The organism is Amycolatopsis sp. cg5 (assembly GCF_041346955.1).
Lineage (GTDB): Bacteria > Actinomycetota > Actinomycetes > Mycobacteriales > Pseudonocardiaceae > Amycolatopsis.
On the sequence record NZ_CP166849.1, the window covers coordinates 816,904 to 832,329 of the forward strand.

The window sequence follows — 15,426 nt, forward strand, 5'->3', positions numbered from 1 at the left end:
CTCGACTTCAGGGGTGAACTAGACCGTGATGGTCCAGCTGTCGAGCGTTCCGGTGTCCTGCGAGTAGGCGTCGTAGACCACGAGGGTCCAGGTGCCCGCCGCGACCTCGTTGGTCACCGCGACCGAGTAGGTGCGGGTGCCGAACTGGGTGCAGGGGGAGAACCCGGTCGGCTTGACCGAGTAGACGCTGCCGTCCGGCGCCTTCAGCTGGATCCGAAGGTCCTCGGCGCAGGTGTGCGAGGCGGTGATCGAGAGCTTCACCGGCGAGACCGCGTTGCCCGAAGCGGTCGACGACACGGGGGAGTTGACCGTGCCGAAGTCGTTGATCGGGTAGTCGGTGCCGTTGGTGAACGTGCGCGTCCCGGTGGTGCCGACGGTCAGCGTGTACTGCGCTGAGTGGTCCGCGTCGGCGCCGTCACCGTTGACGGTGATGGTGCTGGTGCCGTTCGGGGTCGAGGCCGAGGTGGCGATGGTCAGCGTGGACTGGCCGCCGGACTGGATGGTGGCCGGGCTGAACGTCGCGGTCGCGCCGGCGGGCAGGCCGGTCGCCGACAGCGCGACGGACTGGGCGTTGCCCGAGGTGACCGAGGTGCTGACCGTGGTGGTGGCCGAACCGCCCGCCGTCACGCTGCCCGAGTTCGGGGAGGTGGCGATGGAGTAGTCGTTCTGCGCCGGGCCGCCACAGCTGGTCGGCTCGCCCGCCACGGTGGTGACGCTGACCGCGTCCCACGCCGCCTTGGTGGCGTTGAACTCGGTGCAGGAACCGGGGTACAACGCGATGGCCGCTTCGAGGGTCGCCTTGCGGGCGGCCTTGTGGTTCCAGCCGGAGGTCTTCTTCAGCAGGCCGTTGTAGAAGATCTTGCCTGCCTTCTGGATGCCGATGCCGGTGACCGACGAGTTGTTGCAGGTCGGGCTGGCGGGCTTGCCGGACGGGGCCGAACCCTCGGCGAGCAGGTAGAACCAGTGGTTCTGCGGACCGGCGGCGGCGTGCACCTCGGTGCTCGGGATCGACGAGGTGTAGCAGTTCGGGTGACCCGAGACCTTGTTCGGCTGGTACATGTAGCGGATCGGGCCGCTGCCGACGAGGTTCAGCAGCTCGCCGACCTCGTAGTCGGGGGTGTCCTTCGGGTTGTTCGCGTAGTGCTCGGTGAGCGCGCCGAAGATGTCACCGGTGGACTCGTTGAGGCCGCCGTTCTCGTTGCCGGAACCCGCGCCACCCGGGGTGTTCTGGAAGATGCCGTGGCCGAACTCGTGGCCGACGACGTCCATGTTGGTGGCCTGGCGCTTGTTGTCCTGCGAGTGCCCGAAGTGGGTCGAGGAACCGTTCCAGTACGCGTTGACGTCGTTCAGGCCGACGTAGGCCGGGAAGCCGCCGCCGTTGCCGTTGATGCCGTTGCGGCCCAGCCAGTCGTTGAGCATCTTCCACTCGGTCTGCACCGAGAAGAGCACGTCGACACAACCGGTTTCGAGGTCGGTGCCGCTGCCGTTGCCCCAGTTGTCGTCCGGTCCGGTGTAGACGGAGCCGTTCTCCTTGGCACAGCTGATGCCGCTGCGCCCAGGGTCCTTCATCGAGTAGGTGCCGCCGGAGTTCGTCGTGTCGATGGTGACGTTGCCGACGTAGTAGCTGTTGCCCGCGCCCTGGATGGTCGCGGTGTTCTGCGCGACCTTGGCCGACTGCGGCACGAAGTCGTTGTCCGCCTTGACATCGTCACGCGTGTCGAGGACCGCGCCGGTGGCGCCGTCGACGAACACATGCAGGTTGCTCGGCGCCGCTTCCTTCTTGCCCGCGACGACGACCTCGTAGGCCAGCTTCGGCGTGGAACCGGCCAGCACGACCAGCTTCGGCGAGGCGACACTGTCCACCTTGGACAGCTGGCCGCGCGCGATCTGGGTCGCCTTGTCTGCGGTGACCGCCGGGCTGGTGCTCACGGTGATCGGGGCGGTCTCGGCGGCCGCGGTGCCGCGAACCCGGCCCGCGCCGTCGGCCACGACGACGGCGTCGCCGCCGATGACCTGCAGGCCACGGTAGGTGCGCTCGTAGGAGGCGTAGAAGAGGCCGGCGCCACCGGGGGTGACCCCGAGGCGGCGGAACGCCTCGTCGGCGCCCTTGCTCAGCTGGTCGACACCGGCCGCGGCGGCCTGGTCGGCCGCGCTGGCAGCGGCGAGTTCGGGGCTCGCCGGCTGAGCGGTGACTGTCGCGCTTGCCGGGTTCACCGGCACCGCGAGTGAAAGGGCCAGGCCGGCGATGGCCGCCAGGCCTGTACGAAGCCCTCGCTGAGGAGTCATCTGTTTCCTTCCAGGGAGGCAGAACCGTGCGTCTTCCGGGCACGACGAAGTAGGGATGGGGCGCCATCGGCCGGGCGGGGGGCACGGTGTGCGGGGACCAGACGTGTCCGCGTGCATAACTGGTGTTATGACGCCGGACACACCTGAGTAAAGAATCTGTGTGGTAGACCGTCAATGCGCCGAATGGCCTAGCGAGGCCTTACCGGCCCCTTAACTTGCGTACACATTCCCTTGAACAGCAAGGGTTTTCACGCCGACATGCACGCATCGCTACTTTCGTATGGTTTTATCCAACTACATCCGAATCGCTGTCCACCGCGGCGAGCACGCCCCGCCGGTAGGCGTGGACGGCGTCGACGAGCAATCCCTGTGCGCGCAACACGTCTCCCAGATGGAGAGACGTGTTGACAAGCGAGCTGCGCAATGACGCGCGCTCCTGTTCGTCGGCGGCGAGCCGCAGAAGCGTTGTGGCGCGAGGAAGATCGTCTCGGGCGTGCGCGATGAGTCCCAGCAGCCGGTGCACCTCGCCTGCCGCTTCGACGTCCGGCGAGGCGTCGAGCAGCGGCCGGATGTCTTCGATCAACGTCTCGGCCTCGTCGAGCGCGCCTTGGCGGCGGCGGACCTCGGCGAGCTCGATCGTCGCGCCGAGGATGCCTTCGCGAGAGCCCGCGGCGGCCAGCAGATCGCGCGCGGCCGCCAGTTCGGCGCGCGCCTCGGGTAGTCGATCCATGCGGCGCAAGAGGAATCCCCGTGCCCAGCGGCACCGGGCCGCGTCGCGGTCGTAGCCGAGCGAGGTGAACAGGCGCAGCGCTTCGGTGAGGTCGTCGTCGGCGCGGTCGCCGAGCCCGACCGCCTGCCACAGCTGGGCGGCCTGCCGGTGATAGCGCGCGATGAAGTCGGGGCGGGCTGCCAAGGCCGCGGCCAGCCTGCCGTCCTCGGCCGCGCGCCGGGCGCGGCGCAGCCCGCCCATTTCGACCAGCGGATGGATCAGCGCGCTCAGCAGCGCGAGTTCGGCGTCCGGGTCGACCGGGGTGACCGCGCGGACCTCGGCGAGCGCGGCCTCGGCGTGCGCGACGGCCGCACCGGCGGCGCCGAGCAGGTATTCGCAGGTGACCCAGCGATGCGTGATCATCGCGCGCAACCACGACGGTGCGCTCTCGCCGAGCCGGGCGGCATGCTCGAAGGCGGCCTTCGAGCCCTCGATGTCGTAGCCCTGCCACAGCACCTCGGCGCGGCAGAATCGGGCGTAGCACTCGACATCCGGAAGTTTGTAGGCGATCGCGCGCTTCGCGGTGTCGGCGAAGATCGCGTCGGCTTCGGCGACGCGTCCTTGCTGGAGCGCGCGGTAGGCGTCCGCCAGTTCGGTCCACAACGCGTCGGCGATGCCGGACGGCCTGCCGAATCTGAGCTCGTCGGCGGTCAGGTCGAGCCGTTGGGCCAAATAGTCGAGCACTTCTTCCGAAGGGGCTCTGGTGCCCGCTTCGACCTTGGCGAGAAAACCGCGGTCATATCTCGGCTCTGCCAGCTCCCGCTGCGTCCAGCCGTGTGCGATGCGTAACCGTCGAATGCGCGCGCCCAGCGATTCTCCGGTCATCGATACACCGTAGATCATTTCGGCGCCCCGGGCAGAACCGTTGGTGACTAACAAGATCCACTGGCGCGGGGTGCGAAACGGACATATTGACGGTCGTGCATACGACAGCTAGGTTCCTCAGCCGAAATAGGAAACTTTCTTAACTATTAATAGGGAAGTCCGCCCATGCTTCGTTACCGATTTCGGTCAATTGGGGTAATTTCCTCCCTTCTTGTAGCCGGTTTGGCGGTCGCTGTTGCGCCCGCTGAAGCCGCTACGGCGGGTGAGGTACGAGTCGACCAAGTCGGCTATGGCATCACCGAAGCGAAATACGCTTATTTGATCGGCGCCGCAGGCACGTCGTCGTACACGGTCTTCAACGACAGGGGCACCAAGGTGCTCAGCGGCAAGACCGGGAGCAGCCTCGGCTCCTGGAGCACCAAGTACCAGGCCGTCTACCAGCTCGACCTGACCGCGCTGAAGACGCCAGGCAAGTACAAGATCGAGGTCAGCGGCAAGAACAAGGCGACCTCGCCGCAGTTCCGCGTCGACACCACGGGCAACCTGTTCGACCCGCTGGTCCGCGCGAACAACGAGTTCTTCCAGGCGCAGCGCGACGGCAAGAACGTCATCCCCGGCAGGCTGGGCCGCAAGCCTTCGCACCTCGACGACGCGAACGGCGCGGTCTACGCCGAGCCGAAGTTCGGCGGCGACGAGGGTGACGAGATCCTCGAGCCGCTGAAGCCCACCGGCGCCAAGCTCGACGTCGAAGGCGGCTGGGCGGACGCGGGCGACTACGTGAAGTTCACCTCGAACTCGGCGTATTCGTTGGCGGAGATGGGTTTCGTGCTGCGTGAGAAGTACGACTCCGCGCTCGCCGACGAGGTCTGCTTCGGCCTCAAGTGGCTCGACAAGATGTGGGACGAGAAGTCGAAGACGCTCTACGCCCAGGTCGGCATCGGCACCGGCAGTGAGCAGTTCGGTTTCCTCGGCGACCACGACGTCTGGCGGCTGCCGCAGGACGACGACGCGCTGAACGTCAAGCCCGGCGACGCCAAGTACTACGTGAAGTACCGCCCGGTGTTCGCGGCCAACGCGGCGGGCGCGAAGATCAGCCCGAACCTGGCGGGCCGCGTGGCCGCCGCGTTCGCGCTCGGCGCGCAGGTGCAGGCCGACCGTGACCCGGCGAAGGCCAAGAAGTACTTCGCCGAGGCCTCCTCGATCTTCGCGCAGGCCAAGACCACCGACGTCGGCGAGCTCGTCTCCGCGTTCCCGCACGCTTACTACCCCGAGGACTCCTGGCACGACGACATGGAGCTCGGCGCGACCCAGCTCGCGCTGGCCGCGAAGAAGCTCGGAGACAGCAAGGCCGACGACTACGCGCGCACCGCGACCCAGTGGGCGAAGGAGTACATCGCGGGCGGCGACAAGTCCACGCTGAACCTCTACGACACGAGCGCGCTCGCGCACGCCGACCTGGCCGGAATCCTCAAGAAGGGGCTGTCCGGCGCCAAGGTGACGGAGAAGGACCTCGCCGCCGACCTGCGCCGTCAGCTCGACTCCGGTGTCGCGGTCGCCGCGAAGAGCCCGTTCCGCACGGCCGTGGAGATCACCACCTTCGACGCGGCGAGCAAGAGCTACGGCTTCGCCGCCACCGCCCGGCTCTACAAGCGGGTCACCGGTGACTCCAAGTACGACGCTTTCGGTGTCCAGCAACGGAACTTCACGCTCGGCGCGAACGCGTGGGGTGTCTCGCTGGTGGTCGGCATCGGCACCACCTGGCCGCAGTGCCCGCACCACCAGATCGCCAACCTGATCCCGAGCAAGCTGCTCTACGGCGCGGTCGTCAACGGTCCTAACGGCACTGAGCTCTTCTCAAACGAGCCGCTGCCTGAGGGCTCGAAGGCCTGCACCAAGCCTTACGAGAAGTTCGACAGCGCGGCCTCGCGCTACATGGACTCGGTCATCGCGTGGCAGACGAACGAACCTGCCATCGACTTCACGTCGACCGCGCTCCTCGCCTTCTCGCTGGCGGGCCGCAACTAAGGGGTCGTGAGTGTTCCGGGCGGTTCTAACCGTCCGGAACACTCACGAGTCCTACTCTGGTCGGGTGAGTGATCAGACAACAGACCGTTACCCGGAGAACCCGCCGGAGCGGCACAAGGGCCCCGTCGTGCAGCGGCGTGACCAGCGCGACGAAGGCACCACCGACCAGCGGCTGCTCGACACCCGCGGCCCCAGCGACTGGGTGCACACCGACCCGTGGCGGGTGCTGCGCATCCAGGCCGAGTTCGTCGAAGGCTTCGGCGCGCTCGCCGAGGTCCCGCGCGCGGTGACCGTGTTCGGCTCCGCCCGCACCCCGCGTGACCACCCGGAGTACGAACTCGGCCGCAAGATCGGCGCGGCGCTGGCCAGCGAGGGCTTCGCGGCCATCACCGGCGGCGGCCCCGGCGCGATGGAGGCGGTCAACCGCGGCGCCGCCGAGGCGGGCGGCATGTCCATCGGCCTCGGCATCGAATTGCCGTTCGAGCAGGGCCTGAACCGCTGGGTCGACCTGGGCGTCAACTTCCGCTACTTCTTCGTGCGCAAGACGATGTTCATCAAGTACTCGCAGGCGTTCATCTGCCTGCCGGGCGGCTTCGGCACCCTCGACGAGCTGTTCGAGGCGCTGACGCTCGTGCAGACCAAGAAGGTCACCAAGTTCCCGGTCGTGCTGTTCGGCAGCGAGTACTGGGGCGGCCTCTACGACTGGATCGCGAAGACCCTGCTCGCCGAGGGCAAGATCAGCGAGAAGGACCTCGACCTGCTGCACATCACCGACGACATCGACGACGCGGTCCGCGTGGTCAAGGAGTCCTTCCAGGCTTGGGAAGACTCACACTGATGCGCCGGATCTGCGTGTTCTGCGGCTCGTCGATGGGCAACTCGCCGGAGTACGCCGCGGCCGCGGCCGCACTCGGCACGCTGCTGGCGTCCCGCGGCATCGGCCTGGTCTACGGCGGCGCGAGCGTCGGCACCATGGGTGTCGTCGCGGACGCCGCGCTGGCCGCGGGCGGCGAGGTGATCGGCGTGATCCCCGAGGCACTCAGCTCGGTCGAGATCTCCCACGCCGGCCTGACCGAACTGCACGTCGTAGCCGACATGCACGAACGCAAGGCCAAGATGGCGGCACTGTCCGACGGCTTCCTCGCACTGCCCGGCGGCGCCGGCACCCTCGAGGAACTGTTCGAGATCTGGACCTGGGCCCAGCTCGGCCTCCACACGAAACCACTCGGCCTCGTCGACGTGGCCGGCTACTACGCGCCCCTCCGCACCTTCGTCGACCACATGGTCACCGAAGGCTTCCTCCGGCCAGCCCACCGCGACTTCATCCTGGTCGACCCCGACCCCGCGGTCCTGCTCGACGCCTTCGCCACCTACGAACCCCCACCCAAACCCACCTGGTCCCCCTGACCTGGTAGGTCCCGAATGCGTCTTTGGGTCCGTGTCAGGTCCCGAATGCGTCGTTCGGTCCCTGGTAGGTCCCGAATGCGTCTTTCGGTCCGTGTCAGGTCCCCAATGCGTCTTTCGGCACCCACCAGGGACCGAAAGACGCATTGGGATTTTTTTACCCGGACCGAGGGGTCAGGCGGCGTCCTGATTGGGGCGTTTGTGGTACTTGTCCACGTATTCCTGGTTCGAGAGGGTCAGGATCGTGTACATGATCTCGTCGGTGACGGCCCGGCGGATGGCGGGCGAGGCGTCCATGCCGTCGTAGCGGGCGAAGTCCATGGGCTCGCCGAAGCGGACGGTGACGCGGGCGCGGCGGGGGATGCGCTCGCCGCGTGGCTGCAGGCCCTCGGTGCCGGTGATGCCGACCGGGATCACCAAGGCGCCGGTGGCCAGCGCGAGCGCGCCGACGCCGGTGTGGCCGCGGTGGAGGCGGCCGTCGAGTGAGCGGGTGCCTTCGGGGTAGATGCCGAACGCGCCGCCGCCGTCGAGGACCTTGCGTGCGGCTTCGAGCGCGGCGAGGCCGGCTTGCGCGTTGCCGCGTTCGACGGGGACGTAGCCGAGGCCGGTCAGGAACGAGGCCATCGCGCGGCCTTTGAGGCCGGTGCCGGTGAAGTATTCAGCCTTGCCGAGGAAGCTGACCGGCCGCGGCGCGGTGAGCGCGATGACGCCGGTGTCGAGTGCCGCGCGGTGGTTCGCGGCGAAGATCACCGGCCCGGTGAGCGGGATGTTCTCGGCGCCGATGACGGTGGGCCGGTAGATCGTCCGAGCCAGCGGTGCCAGCGCGAATCGGACCAAGGCTTGCAGCAAAACTCCTCCTGGGACGGTTCCTGACATCCAGCATGGCACGATCACTACTCATGAGTTGGTTCGAGCGGCGTACGTGGCAGGATCCGGACTGGACACTCGACGAGATTCTGGCCGCGAAGAGTGACCGGACGGTTTCGGTCGTGCTACCGGCACTCGACGAGGAGCAGACCGTCGGTGCCGTGGTGGCCTCCGTGCGCCCGCTGCTCGGGTCCATTGTGGACGAACTGGTGGTCGTCGACTCCGGCAGCACCGACGCCACGGCCGAGCTGGCCGAAGCCGCGGGCGCGCGCGTGGTGCACCGCGAGGACGTGCTGCCCGACCTCGCGCCGGTGCCCGGCAAGGGCGAGGTGCTCTGGCGGTCACTCGCCGCGACCAGCGGTGACCTGGTCGTCTTCCTCGACTCCGACCTCGTCGAGCCCGACCCGATGTTCGTGCCGACCCTGCTCGGCCCGCTGCTCACCGCGGACGGCGTGCACCTGGTCAAGGGGTTCTACCGGCGCCCGCTGCGGCTGGAGTCCAGTGGCGGCGGCCGGGTGACCGAACTGCTCGCGCGCCCGGTGCTTTCGGCGCTGCGTCCCGCGTTGTCCGGTTTGGTCCAGCCGCTCGGCGGCGAATACGCGGCGACCAGGGAATTCCTCGAGTCCGTGCCGTTCGCGGCAGGCTACGGCGTCGAAATCGGGCTGCTGCTCGACTGTGAGGCCGAGTACGGTCTCGACGCGCTCGCCCAGGTCAACCTCGGCGTCCGCAAGCACCGCAACCGCTCGCTGCTGCAGCTCGGCGTGATGGCGCGCCAGATTCTCGGCACCGCGCTGAACCGCTGCGGCGTCGAGGCCGACGATCCCGCCCAGCTGACCCAGTTCGTGCAGGTCTCCGGCGAGTGGCTGCCCGACGTCACCGACGTGCTGGTCGCCGACCGGCCGCCGATGCGTCAGGTACTCGCCGGAGATCCCGGCCCCCGTTAGGGCGTGCGCTGCCAGACCACCGGCATGCCGCCTTCGTCGTGCAGGCCGGGCTTCAGCACACCGGCGATCACGCCGTCGGCGCCGATCGCGTAGGCGTTGGCGCCCTGGTAGCCGCGGATCAGCGGCAGGTCGCCTGCCGGATCCGCGCCCTGCCAGGTGCTGGGCAGCCCGTACGGCCCGCGCGCGTCGAACAGCTTGCCGACGATCAGTCCGGTCTTGCCGATCGCGGCTGGCTCGCCACTGTTCGGCAGCTCCACCGGGGTGCCCGGCGTCCGCCAGACGTACCCCCGCGGACCTGACTGGACCACTGACATCGAACCGACGACCACTCCGTTGCTGATCGAGGACACGAACGGGTAGCTGAACTTGTCAGGGGACGCGAGTTTCTCGGTCGTCCCCGAACGCCAGAGGAACGGGCCGGTCTTCCGGTTGTTGAACAGGATGGTGCCGTCGTCATCCAGGTCTTTCGCCTGCGTGTCCCGCTCGTCCGGGATCACGACCGGCTCGGACCCGGACGCGGGCCACAGCGCCGTCGCTCGGTTGTGCTCGTCACCGACCATGCCGAGGATGTCGCCGCGGGCGTTGATCGCGATGCCGTCGACCGCGCCGGAGTAGCCATCGGGCGAGGTGATCCGGTGGTAGCCGTGCGAGTCCAGCGTGAACGTGTGCGACTCGCCGGTCGCGGAGTCGCTGGCGGTGACCAGCACGACTCCCGAGCTGTTCTGGTCGTGGACGTACGGCGAGTAGTGCCCGGCGGGCACACCCCGGACCGACGGTCGCCAGTCCGTCCAGGTCACGACGTCGAGGTCGTCGCCGGACTTGAACATGCCCGCGTAACCACCCTTGCCCGCCGCGGTGAGCAGGTAGCCCGTCTCGTAACCATCGGGCAGCTCTAGCCGCACTGGGTGCCAGCTCCCTTGCGCGGCAGCTCCGGCGGGCATGACACTCGCCGCGACGCCTGCCAGCACCATTCCGGCGCACAGCAACGCTTTCAATCGCATGAATTACTCCCCATAGGTGACCCCGACCTGTGGACTTCACGCGGCCGCCGACGGTTCGGTTGCCTCCCTGCGGACAATTCGCCCTTCGGCGAGGTGGAGCACCTCGTCGAAACCCGCCAGGTGCTCGGGCCGGTGCGTCGCGAGCACGACGGTGCCGGTCGCCTGGGCGAGCACGGCCGCCAGCACCGCGTCGCCGTGCTCGGGGTCGAGGCCTTCGACGGGCTCGTCGAGCACGAGCACCGGCGGCGCGGCGAGCACGGCCCTGGCGAGGATGAGACGTTGCCGCTGACCGCCGGACAGCGCGTCGCCGTCCGGACCGGCGTCGCGGTCCAGGTCGACGTCGAGATCCGCCACCGAGCAGGCCGCCCGCAGCTCGTCTTCGGTCGCGTCAGGCCTTGCCAGCAAAAGGTTCTCGCGGACGGTGGTGTGGAAGACGTGGGCGTCCGCGAGCGCGCCGGAGATCAACGGCGGCAGGTCGCAGGTCTCCAATGGACGGTCGTCGACGGTGATCCGGCCGGTCGGCTCGGTGAGGCCGAGGAGGGTGGCGATGAGCGTGCTCTTGCCGGAGCCGCTGGGTCCGAGCAGGCCGACGCGTTTGCCCGGCGGCAGCTCGAGGTCGACGCTGATCAGCGCGGGCGCGCGGCCGGGATAGCGGACGGTCACGCCTTCCAGCCGGAAATGCCCGGTGCTCACCGGCGTGGCTTCCCTGACCGCGGGCCGCTCGTCCAGCAGAGCGCGGATCCGGGCGGCCGATTCGCGGACTTCCACCCAGCGCTGCGCGGCCGCGGTGAGCGGGAGCACCACCTCGAACGCGGTGATCGTGCCCAGTGTCAAAGCGGCGGTCACCGGCGCGGACGCACCGGCCAGCAGGCACACGGCGACCGCGGTACCAAGCTGCGTAAGGATTCCCAGCGCTGACAGCAGGCTGTTCCGTGCGCTCACCGCCCGGTCGCGCTTGGCGAGGGAGTCGACGACTTCGTGCGCGGCGGCCAAAGCGGGTGTGTGCGCGTCGTACGCGATGAGCTCGCGCCTGCCGGTGATCAGCTCGACCGTGTGACTCGCGAGATCGGTGCGTCGAGGCGGGGTTCGCATGGCGCACAAGGGAAGCAGGACACCCGCGACGAGCAGCCCGCCCAGCAGCGCGAGCGCGCTGCCGATGCTCGCGAACGAGGTCGCGGTGACGGCGGTGACCCCGACGAGCCCCGCGACCGCCGCCGGGAGCAGGCAGCGGAGCACCGCGTCCTGTGTGGCGTCCACATCGGACACGAGCCGGTCGACGAGATCGCCGCTCGAATAGCGCCGGGGGACAAGGGATCGGTAGACGCGGGTGCGGAGCACGCTCACGTATCGGAGCACCACCTCGTGCCCGGTGAGCCGTTCGGCGTAGCGGAGACCGCCGCGCAGCAGCGCGAGTGTCCGCACGGCGACGATGGCCACGGTCAGCGCGGCGAGCGGCGGTCGCTCGGCGGCGCGCAGCAGCAGCCAGGCGGCGGTCGCCATGAGCGCGAGCCCGGCCAGTTCGGCGCAGGCGGCGATGAGGGCCGCGCGGATGAGCCGCGTGAGGTTCATACGTGCTCCAGTGTCTTGACCTCGATCACGCGATCCGCGAGCGCGGCCATCGCGGGGCGGTGCGCGACGAGCACCGCGGTCCGGCCTTCGAGCAGCCGCCGCGTCGCCGTCAGCACGGTCGCTTCGGTTCCGGCGTCGAGCCGGGCGGTCGGTTCGTCGAGCAGCAGCAGCCCGGCGTCGGTCCGTGCCCACGCGCGGGCGATGCCGACGCGTTGGCGTTGCCCCGACGACAAGCCGGTGCCCACCTCGCCGATCTCGGGCAGCGCGGTGACGACGTCGTCGAGCGCGGCCGCCCGCGCGGCGTCTTCCGCGGGACGGCCGAACCCGATGTTGTGCTTGACGCTCCCCGTGAACAGGGTCGGCCGCTGCGGCACCCAGGCGATCTCGGAGCGCCACGCGGCCAGGTCGAGTTCGCGCAGATCGACCCCGTCGATCAGCACGCGTCCTTCCGACGGCTCGACGAAACCCAAGAGCAGGGCCAAAAGCGTGCTCTTGCCCGAACCGCTCGGCCCCATCAGCGCCACGTGCTCGCCCGGCTCGATCCGAAGATTCACTTCGGACACCGCGATCGTGTCTCCATAGCGGACGGTCACGTTGTCCAGCACTACAGCGGGCACCCCGCGACGCCTGCGAGTCCCCGGCCGGGTGACCGTCACTGGCGCGAGCGCCTCGGTCTCGCGGATGGCCGCGAGACCTTCGGCGCCCGCGTGGAACTTCGCGCCCGCCGCACGAAGTGGCAGGTAGGCCTCCGGCGCCAGGATGAGGATCAGCAACGCGGTGTGCGCGGTCATCCCGCCTTCCAGCAGCCGGAAACCGATCGGCACGGCGACGAGCGCCACCGACAGCGTCGCCAGCAGCTCCAGCACCAGCGCGGACAGGAACGCGACGCGCAGCGTCCGCATGGTGGCGTCGACGTGCGCGTCGGCCATCGCGCGGACGGTACGCGCCTGCGCCTCGGCGCGCCCGAACACCTTCAGCGTGCTCAAACCCCTTACGGCGTCCAGAAAATGGCCGCCGAGCTTGGCCAAGAGCCGCCACTGGCGCGCGGTCTTCGCCTTCGTGTGCGCACCGACGAGCATCGCGAAGACCGGGATCAGCGGCACGGTCGCGGTGACGATCAGCGCCGACGCCAGGTCGGCGCCGAACAGCCGGACGATCACCGCGACCGGCACCACGACGGCCGTCACGAGCGCCGGGAGATAGCCGGTGAGATACGGGTCCGCGGCGTCGACACCCTTGGTCGCCAGCGTCGCGGCCTCACCGGCACGGTCCGTGTCGGCCGCCAGTATCTTCTTGCGCAGCAACGACTTCTTACCGGCGGCGAACCGTCCGACGACCACACCCTGAGCGCCCGAGAGTAGTGCCCGCGCGGCGATCACGACGACCAGCAGCCAGCTGAAGCCGCCGGTCAGCAAGCCGGCGAGCAGGTCGGCCTGTACGAGGATGGCGGCCGCCGTGAGCACGCCGAAACCGGTCAGCACGATGAAGTACGCACGCATGACGCCCCCTCAGAAATGCAGCGGTGAACGCTGGTCGACCCGGCCGCGGTTGGCCCGCCACGTCACCCACTGCACGGCGATGATCAGCACGATCGCGGGCACGCCGAACGCGGTGACCAGTTTGAACGCTTCTGTCGAAGTGGCGGCCTGCTCGACGGTCAGCGTGTCCACAGTGGACACGTAGACGATCGGGAACCGAAGCAGGCCGACCAACGCCACCGGGGTCGCCGCCAGCACCATCGCGGCCGTCAGCGCGAGCCGGTACCGCTGGGCACGCAGTCCGCCGAACACCACGGCCAGCGCGGCGAACGCCACCGCCGCGACCAGGATCCCGCGCCAGGTGGCGCCTTCGAGTTCGACGAACCCCCACAGCGTCGCCACCACCAGGAACGCCAGCACGGGCGCGACCAGCGAAGTGGCCAGCCGCCGCGCGCGCCGCACCAGGTCTTCCGGCGCGCGCACGGTCAGGAAAACGGCTCCCTGCAACGCGAACAGCGCGACGAACCCGGCTCCCCACAGCACCGCGTACGGACTGAACAACCCGAGCACGTCACCGGCGGGCACCCCGAGCACGAGGTTGCCGAGGAACAAGCCCCACGACACCGCCGTGACCAGCGCGCCCGCGCCGATCCCGATACTCCACGGCAGGCCGCCCCGTTCGGGATTCCGGCCGCGCAGCTGCACCGAGGCCGTGAACGTCACCAGGCCCAGCAGCAGCGTCACCACCAGCACGTAGGCGCCCGTGAACACCTTGCCTTCCAGGTGCGGGAACGCGCCGAACAGCACCCCGACGGCCGCGACCAGCCACACCTCGTTGGCCAGGAAGAACGGCCCCAGCGAGCCGAGCACCCGCCGCTGGTCGCCGCCGAAGCCGCGCAGCAGCATCCCGACGCCGTAGTCGTAGCCGGCCAGCGCGAAGTAGGCCGCGCTCAGCAGGCCCAGCAGACCCCACCACACCGTCACCATGATCAGACTCCGCTCAGTACGGGCACGGCCATGGCTGGCGGCGCGTCGACTTCGGGTCCGCGCCTGGCGATCCTCGCCAGCAACACCCAGTCGGCGATCGCGAGCACGGCGAACAAGGCCGTGAAAGCCAGGAACGAGAACAGGACCTCGCCGCCGCTCACCCCGGCGACGGCGTCGGCGGTGCGCAGCTTCCCGTAGATCAGCCACGGCTGACGGCCGAACTCACGCACCAGCCAGCCCGCGATCGCGGCCGCGAACGGCAGCGGGATCGCGAGCACCATCAGCCACAGCAACGGCCTGACCCTGGTGATCCGATCGCGGTGCAGCAGCGCCGTGCCGAGCAGCGCGGCCAGCAGGCAGGCGAAGCCGATCATGATCATGAAGCCGAGTGGCGCGCCCACCTCCGGGCCCTGCTTGAACTTGTCCGGCTGGTAGCCGCTGATCAGCCCGAACTGCGCGAAGCCCTGGTTGATCACGAGCAGGCTGCCGAGCAGCGCCGCGACCACGCCGATCCGCATCGACCGCCGGAAGAACTCGATCTCGGTGGTGCGCTTGAGGAAGTGGTACGCGCTGACCCCGACGACGAAGAAGCCGCCGGTCATCACGGCCGCGCCGATCAGGTGCGGCAACGCGGCGGCGAGCGCCGGATTCGCCAGCAGCGCGCCGAAGTCGTCCAGTTTCAGCACGCCGTTTTCCAGGTGCGAGCCGACCGGGTTCTGCAGGAACGAGTTGGCCACCATGATGAACAGCGCCGAGGCGTACGCGGTCAGCGTGACCAGCCAGATCAACGCCAGGTGCACCCACTTGTTCAGCTTCGAGAAGCCGAAGATCCAGAGCCCGAGGAAGGTCGACTCGGCGAAGAACGCGACCAGCGTCTCGATGGCCAGCGGCGCGCCGAACACGTCGCCCGCGAATGCGGACAGACCGGTCCAGGTGAGCCCGAACTGGAATTCCATCACGATGCCGGTGGCGATTCCCAGTGCGTAGTTGATCACATAGAGCTTCCCCCAGAATCGGGTCATGCGGAGCAATTCGGGTTTCCGCCCGAACGCGGAGCGTGTCTGCATCACCGCGACGAGTGTCACGAGCCCGAGAGTGAGCAGCACGAACAGGAAGTGGAACGAGGTCGTGGTCGCGAACTGGGCTCTCGCGATCGGCAGTGGGTCCATGCCGGCGACTCTATATGTAGTTCGGCTACATGTAGGCGGCAAACGCAACAAATCAGGGACGTTTCAGGGTTATGTCAGGGTCGATCACCGAGGCGGTGATGA

General features: G+C 68.9%; 12 protein-coding genes. 4 read left to right on the forward strand and 8 right to left on the reverse strand.

What is annotated here, in order from left to right:
- Window positions 1-18 precede the first annotated feature (18 nt).
- Complete coding sequence (locus tag AB5J62_RS04155) at window positions 19-2,286, reverse strand: M4 family metallopeptidase (RefSeq protein WP_370946783.1); 2,268 nt, start codon at window positions 2,284-2,286, stop codon at window positions 19-21.
- A gap of 286 nt (window positions 2,287-2,572) precedes the next feature.
- Complete coding sequence (locus tag AB5J62_RS04160; protein ID WP_370946784.1) at window positions 2,573-3,880, reverse strand: helix-turn-helix domain-containing protein; 1,308 nt, start codon at window positions 3,878-3,880, stop codon at window positions 2,573-2,575.
- Between the two features lie 222 nt (window positions 3,881-4,102).
- On the opposite strand from AB5J62_RS04160, the gene AB5J62_RS04165 reads away from it, so the two are divergent.
- From AB5J62_RS04165 to AB5J62_RS04175, 3 genes are all read left to right on the forward strand, one after another.
- The gene (locus AB5J62_RS04165; RefSeq protein ID WP_370946785.1) at window positions 4,103-5,905 is read left to right on the forward strand and encodes a glycoside hydrolase family 9 protein; all 1,803 of its coding nucleotides are present in this window, start codon (window positions 4,103-4,105) and stop codon (window positions 5,903-5,905) included.
- Between the two features lie 64 nt (window positions 5,906-5,969).
- The gene (locus tag AB5J62_RS04170) at window positions 5,970-6,743 is read left to right on the forward strand and encodes a TIGR00730 family Rossman fold protein (RefSeq protein WP_370946786.1); all 774 of its coding nucleotides are present in this window, start codon (window positions 5,970-5,972) and stop codon (window positions 6,741-6,743) included.
- A complete protein-coding gene (locus tag AB5J62_RS04175; protein ID WP_370950176.1) occupies window positions 6,743-7,312 on the forward strand; it encodes a TIGR00730 family Rossman fold protein in 570 nt (189 codons plus the stop codon). Before AB5J62_RS04170 ends, AB5J62_RS04175 begins: the two co-directional genes overlap by 1 nt.
- Window positions 7,313-7,483: 171 nt before the next feature.
- Here AB5J62_RS04175 and AB5J62_RS04180 read toward each other — a convergent pair whose 3' ends face one another.
- Window positions 7,484-8,158 carry a lysophospholipid acyltransferase family protein gene (locus tag AB5J62_RS04180; RefSeq protein ID WP_370946787.1) on the reverse strand — a complete coding sequence of 225 codons (675 nt, stop codon included), beginning with the start codon at window positions 8,156-8,158 and terminating at the stop codon, window positions 7,484-7,486.
- A 50-nt stretch (window positions 8,159-8,208) separates the two neighbouring features.
- Between AB5J62_RS04180 and AB5J62_RS04185 the strand changes: the two genes are divergently transcribed.
- Complete coding sequence (locus AB5J62_RS04185) at window positions 8,209-9,120, forward strand: glucosyl-3-phosphoglycerate synthase (RefSeq protein ID WP_370946788.1); 912 nt, start codon at window positions 8,209-8,211, stop codon at window positions 9,118-9,120.
- Here the strand turns inward: AB5J62_RS04185 and AB5J62_RS04190 are convergent.
- Genes AB5J62_RS04190 through AB5J62_RS04210 form a run of 5 tightly spaced genes read right to left on the reverse strand, consistent with a single transcriptional unit; the run spans window position 9,117 to window position 15,324 of the window.
- The gene (locus AB5J62_RS04190; protein ID WP_370946789.1) at window positions 9,117-10,121 is read right to left on the reverse strand and encodes a hypothetical protein; all 1,005 of its coding nucleotides are present in this window, start codon (window positions 10,119-10,121) and stop codon (window positions 9,117-9,119) included. The genes AB5J62_RS04185 and AB5J62_RS04190 overlap by 4 nt on opposite strands.
- Window positions 10,122-10,157: 36 nt before the next feature.
- Complete coding sequence (cydC, locus tag AB5J62_RS04195) at window positions 10,158-11,690, reverse strand: thiol reductant ABC exporter subunit CydC (protein WP_370946790.1); 1,533 nt, start codon at window positions 11,688-11,690, stop codon at window positions 10,158-10,160.
- Window positions 11,687-13,189: a thiol reductant ABC exporter subunit CydD gene (cydD, locus tag AB5J62_RS04200; RefSeq protein ID WP_370946791.1), complete on the reverse strand. Its 1,503-nt coding sequence runs from the start codon at window positions 13,187-13,189 to the stop codon at window positions 11,687-11,689. The genes cydC and cydD overlap by 4 nt, the downstream gene beginning before the upstream one ends.
- 9 nt (window positions 13,190-13,198) lie before the next feature.
- The gene (locus AB5J62_RS04205) at window positions 13,199-14,155 is read right to left on the reverse strand and encodes a cytochrome d ubiquinol oxidase subunit II (RefSeq protein WP_370946792.1); all 957 of its coding nucleotides are present in this window, start codon (window positions 14,153-14,155) and stop codon (window positions 13,199-13,201) included.
- A 2-nt stretch (window positions 14,156-14,157) separates the two neighbouring features.
- Window positions 14,158-15,324 carry a cytochrome ubiquinol oxidase subunit I gene (locus tag AB5J62_RS04210; protein ID WP_370946793.1) on the reverse strand — a complete coding sequence of 389 codons (1,167 nt, stop codon included), beginning with the start codon at window positions 15,322-15,324 and terminating at the stop codon, window positions 14,158-14,160.
- Window positions 15,325-15,426 lie beyond the last annotated feature (102 nt).

Coding starts and splice junctions, on each gene's coding strand:
- AB5J62_RS04155 (WP_370946783.1), bottom strand. CDS start 2,286: ATGACTCCTCAGCGAGGGCTTCGTACAGGCCTGGCGGCCATCGCCGGC.
- AB5J62_RS04160 (WP_370946784.1), bottom strand. CDS start 3,880: ATGACCGGAGAATCGCTGGGCGCGCGCATTCGACGGTTACGCATCGCA.
- AB5J62_RS04175 (WP_370950176.1), top strand. CDS start 6,743: ATGCGCCGGATCTGCGTGTTCTGCGGCTCGTCGATGGGCAACTCGCCG.
- AB5J62_RS04185 (WP_370946788.1), top strand. CDS start 8,209: ATGAGTTGGTTCGAGCGGCGTACGTGGCAGGATCCGGACTGGACACTC.
- AB5J62_RS04190 (WP_370946789.1), bottom strand. CDS start 10,121: ATGCGATTGAAAGCGTTGCTGTGCGCCGGAATGGTGCTGGCAGGCGTC.
- cydC (WP_370946790.1), bottom strand. CDS start 11,690: ATGAACCTCACGCGGCTCATCCGCGCGGCCCTCATCGCCGCCTGCGCC.
- cydD (WP_370946791.1), bottom strand. CDS start 13,189: ATGCGTGCGTACTTCATCGTGCTGACCGGTTTCGGCGTGCTCACGGCG.
- AB5J62_RS04205 (WP_370946792.1), bottom strand. CDS start 14,155: ATGGTGACGGTGTGGTGGGGTCTGCTGGGCCTGCTGAGCGCGGCCTAC.
- AB5J62_RS04210 (WP_370946793.1), bottom strand. CDS start 15,324: ATGGACCCACTGCCGATCGCGAGAGCCCAGTTCGCGACCACGACCTCG.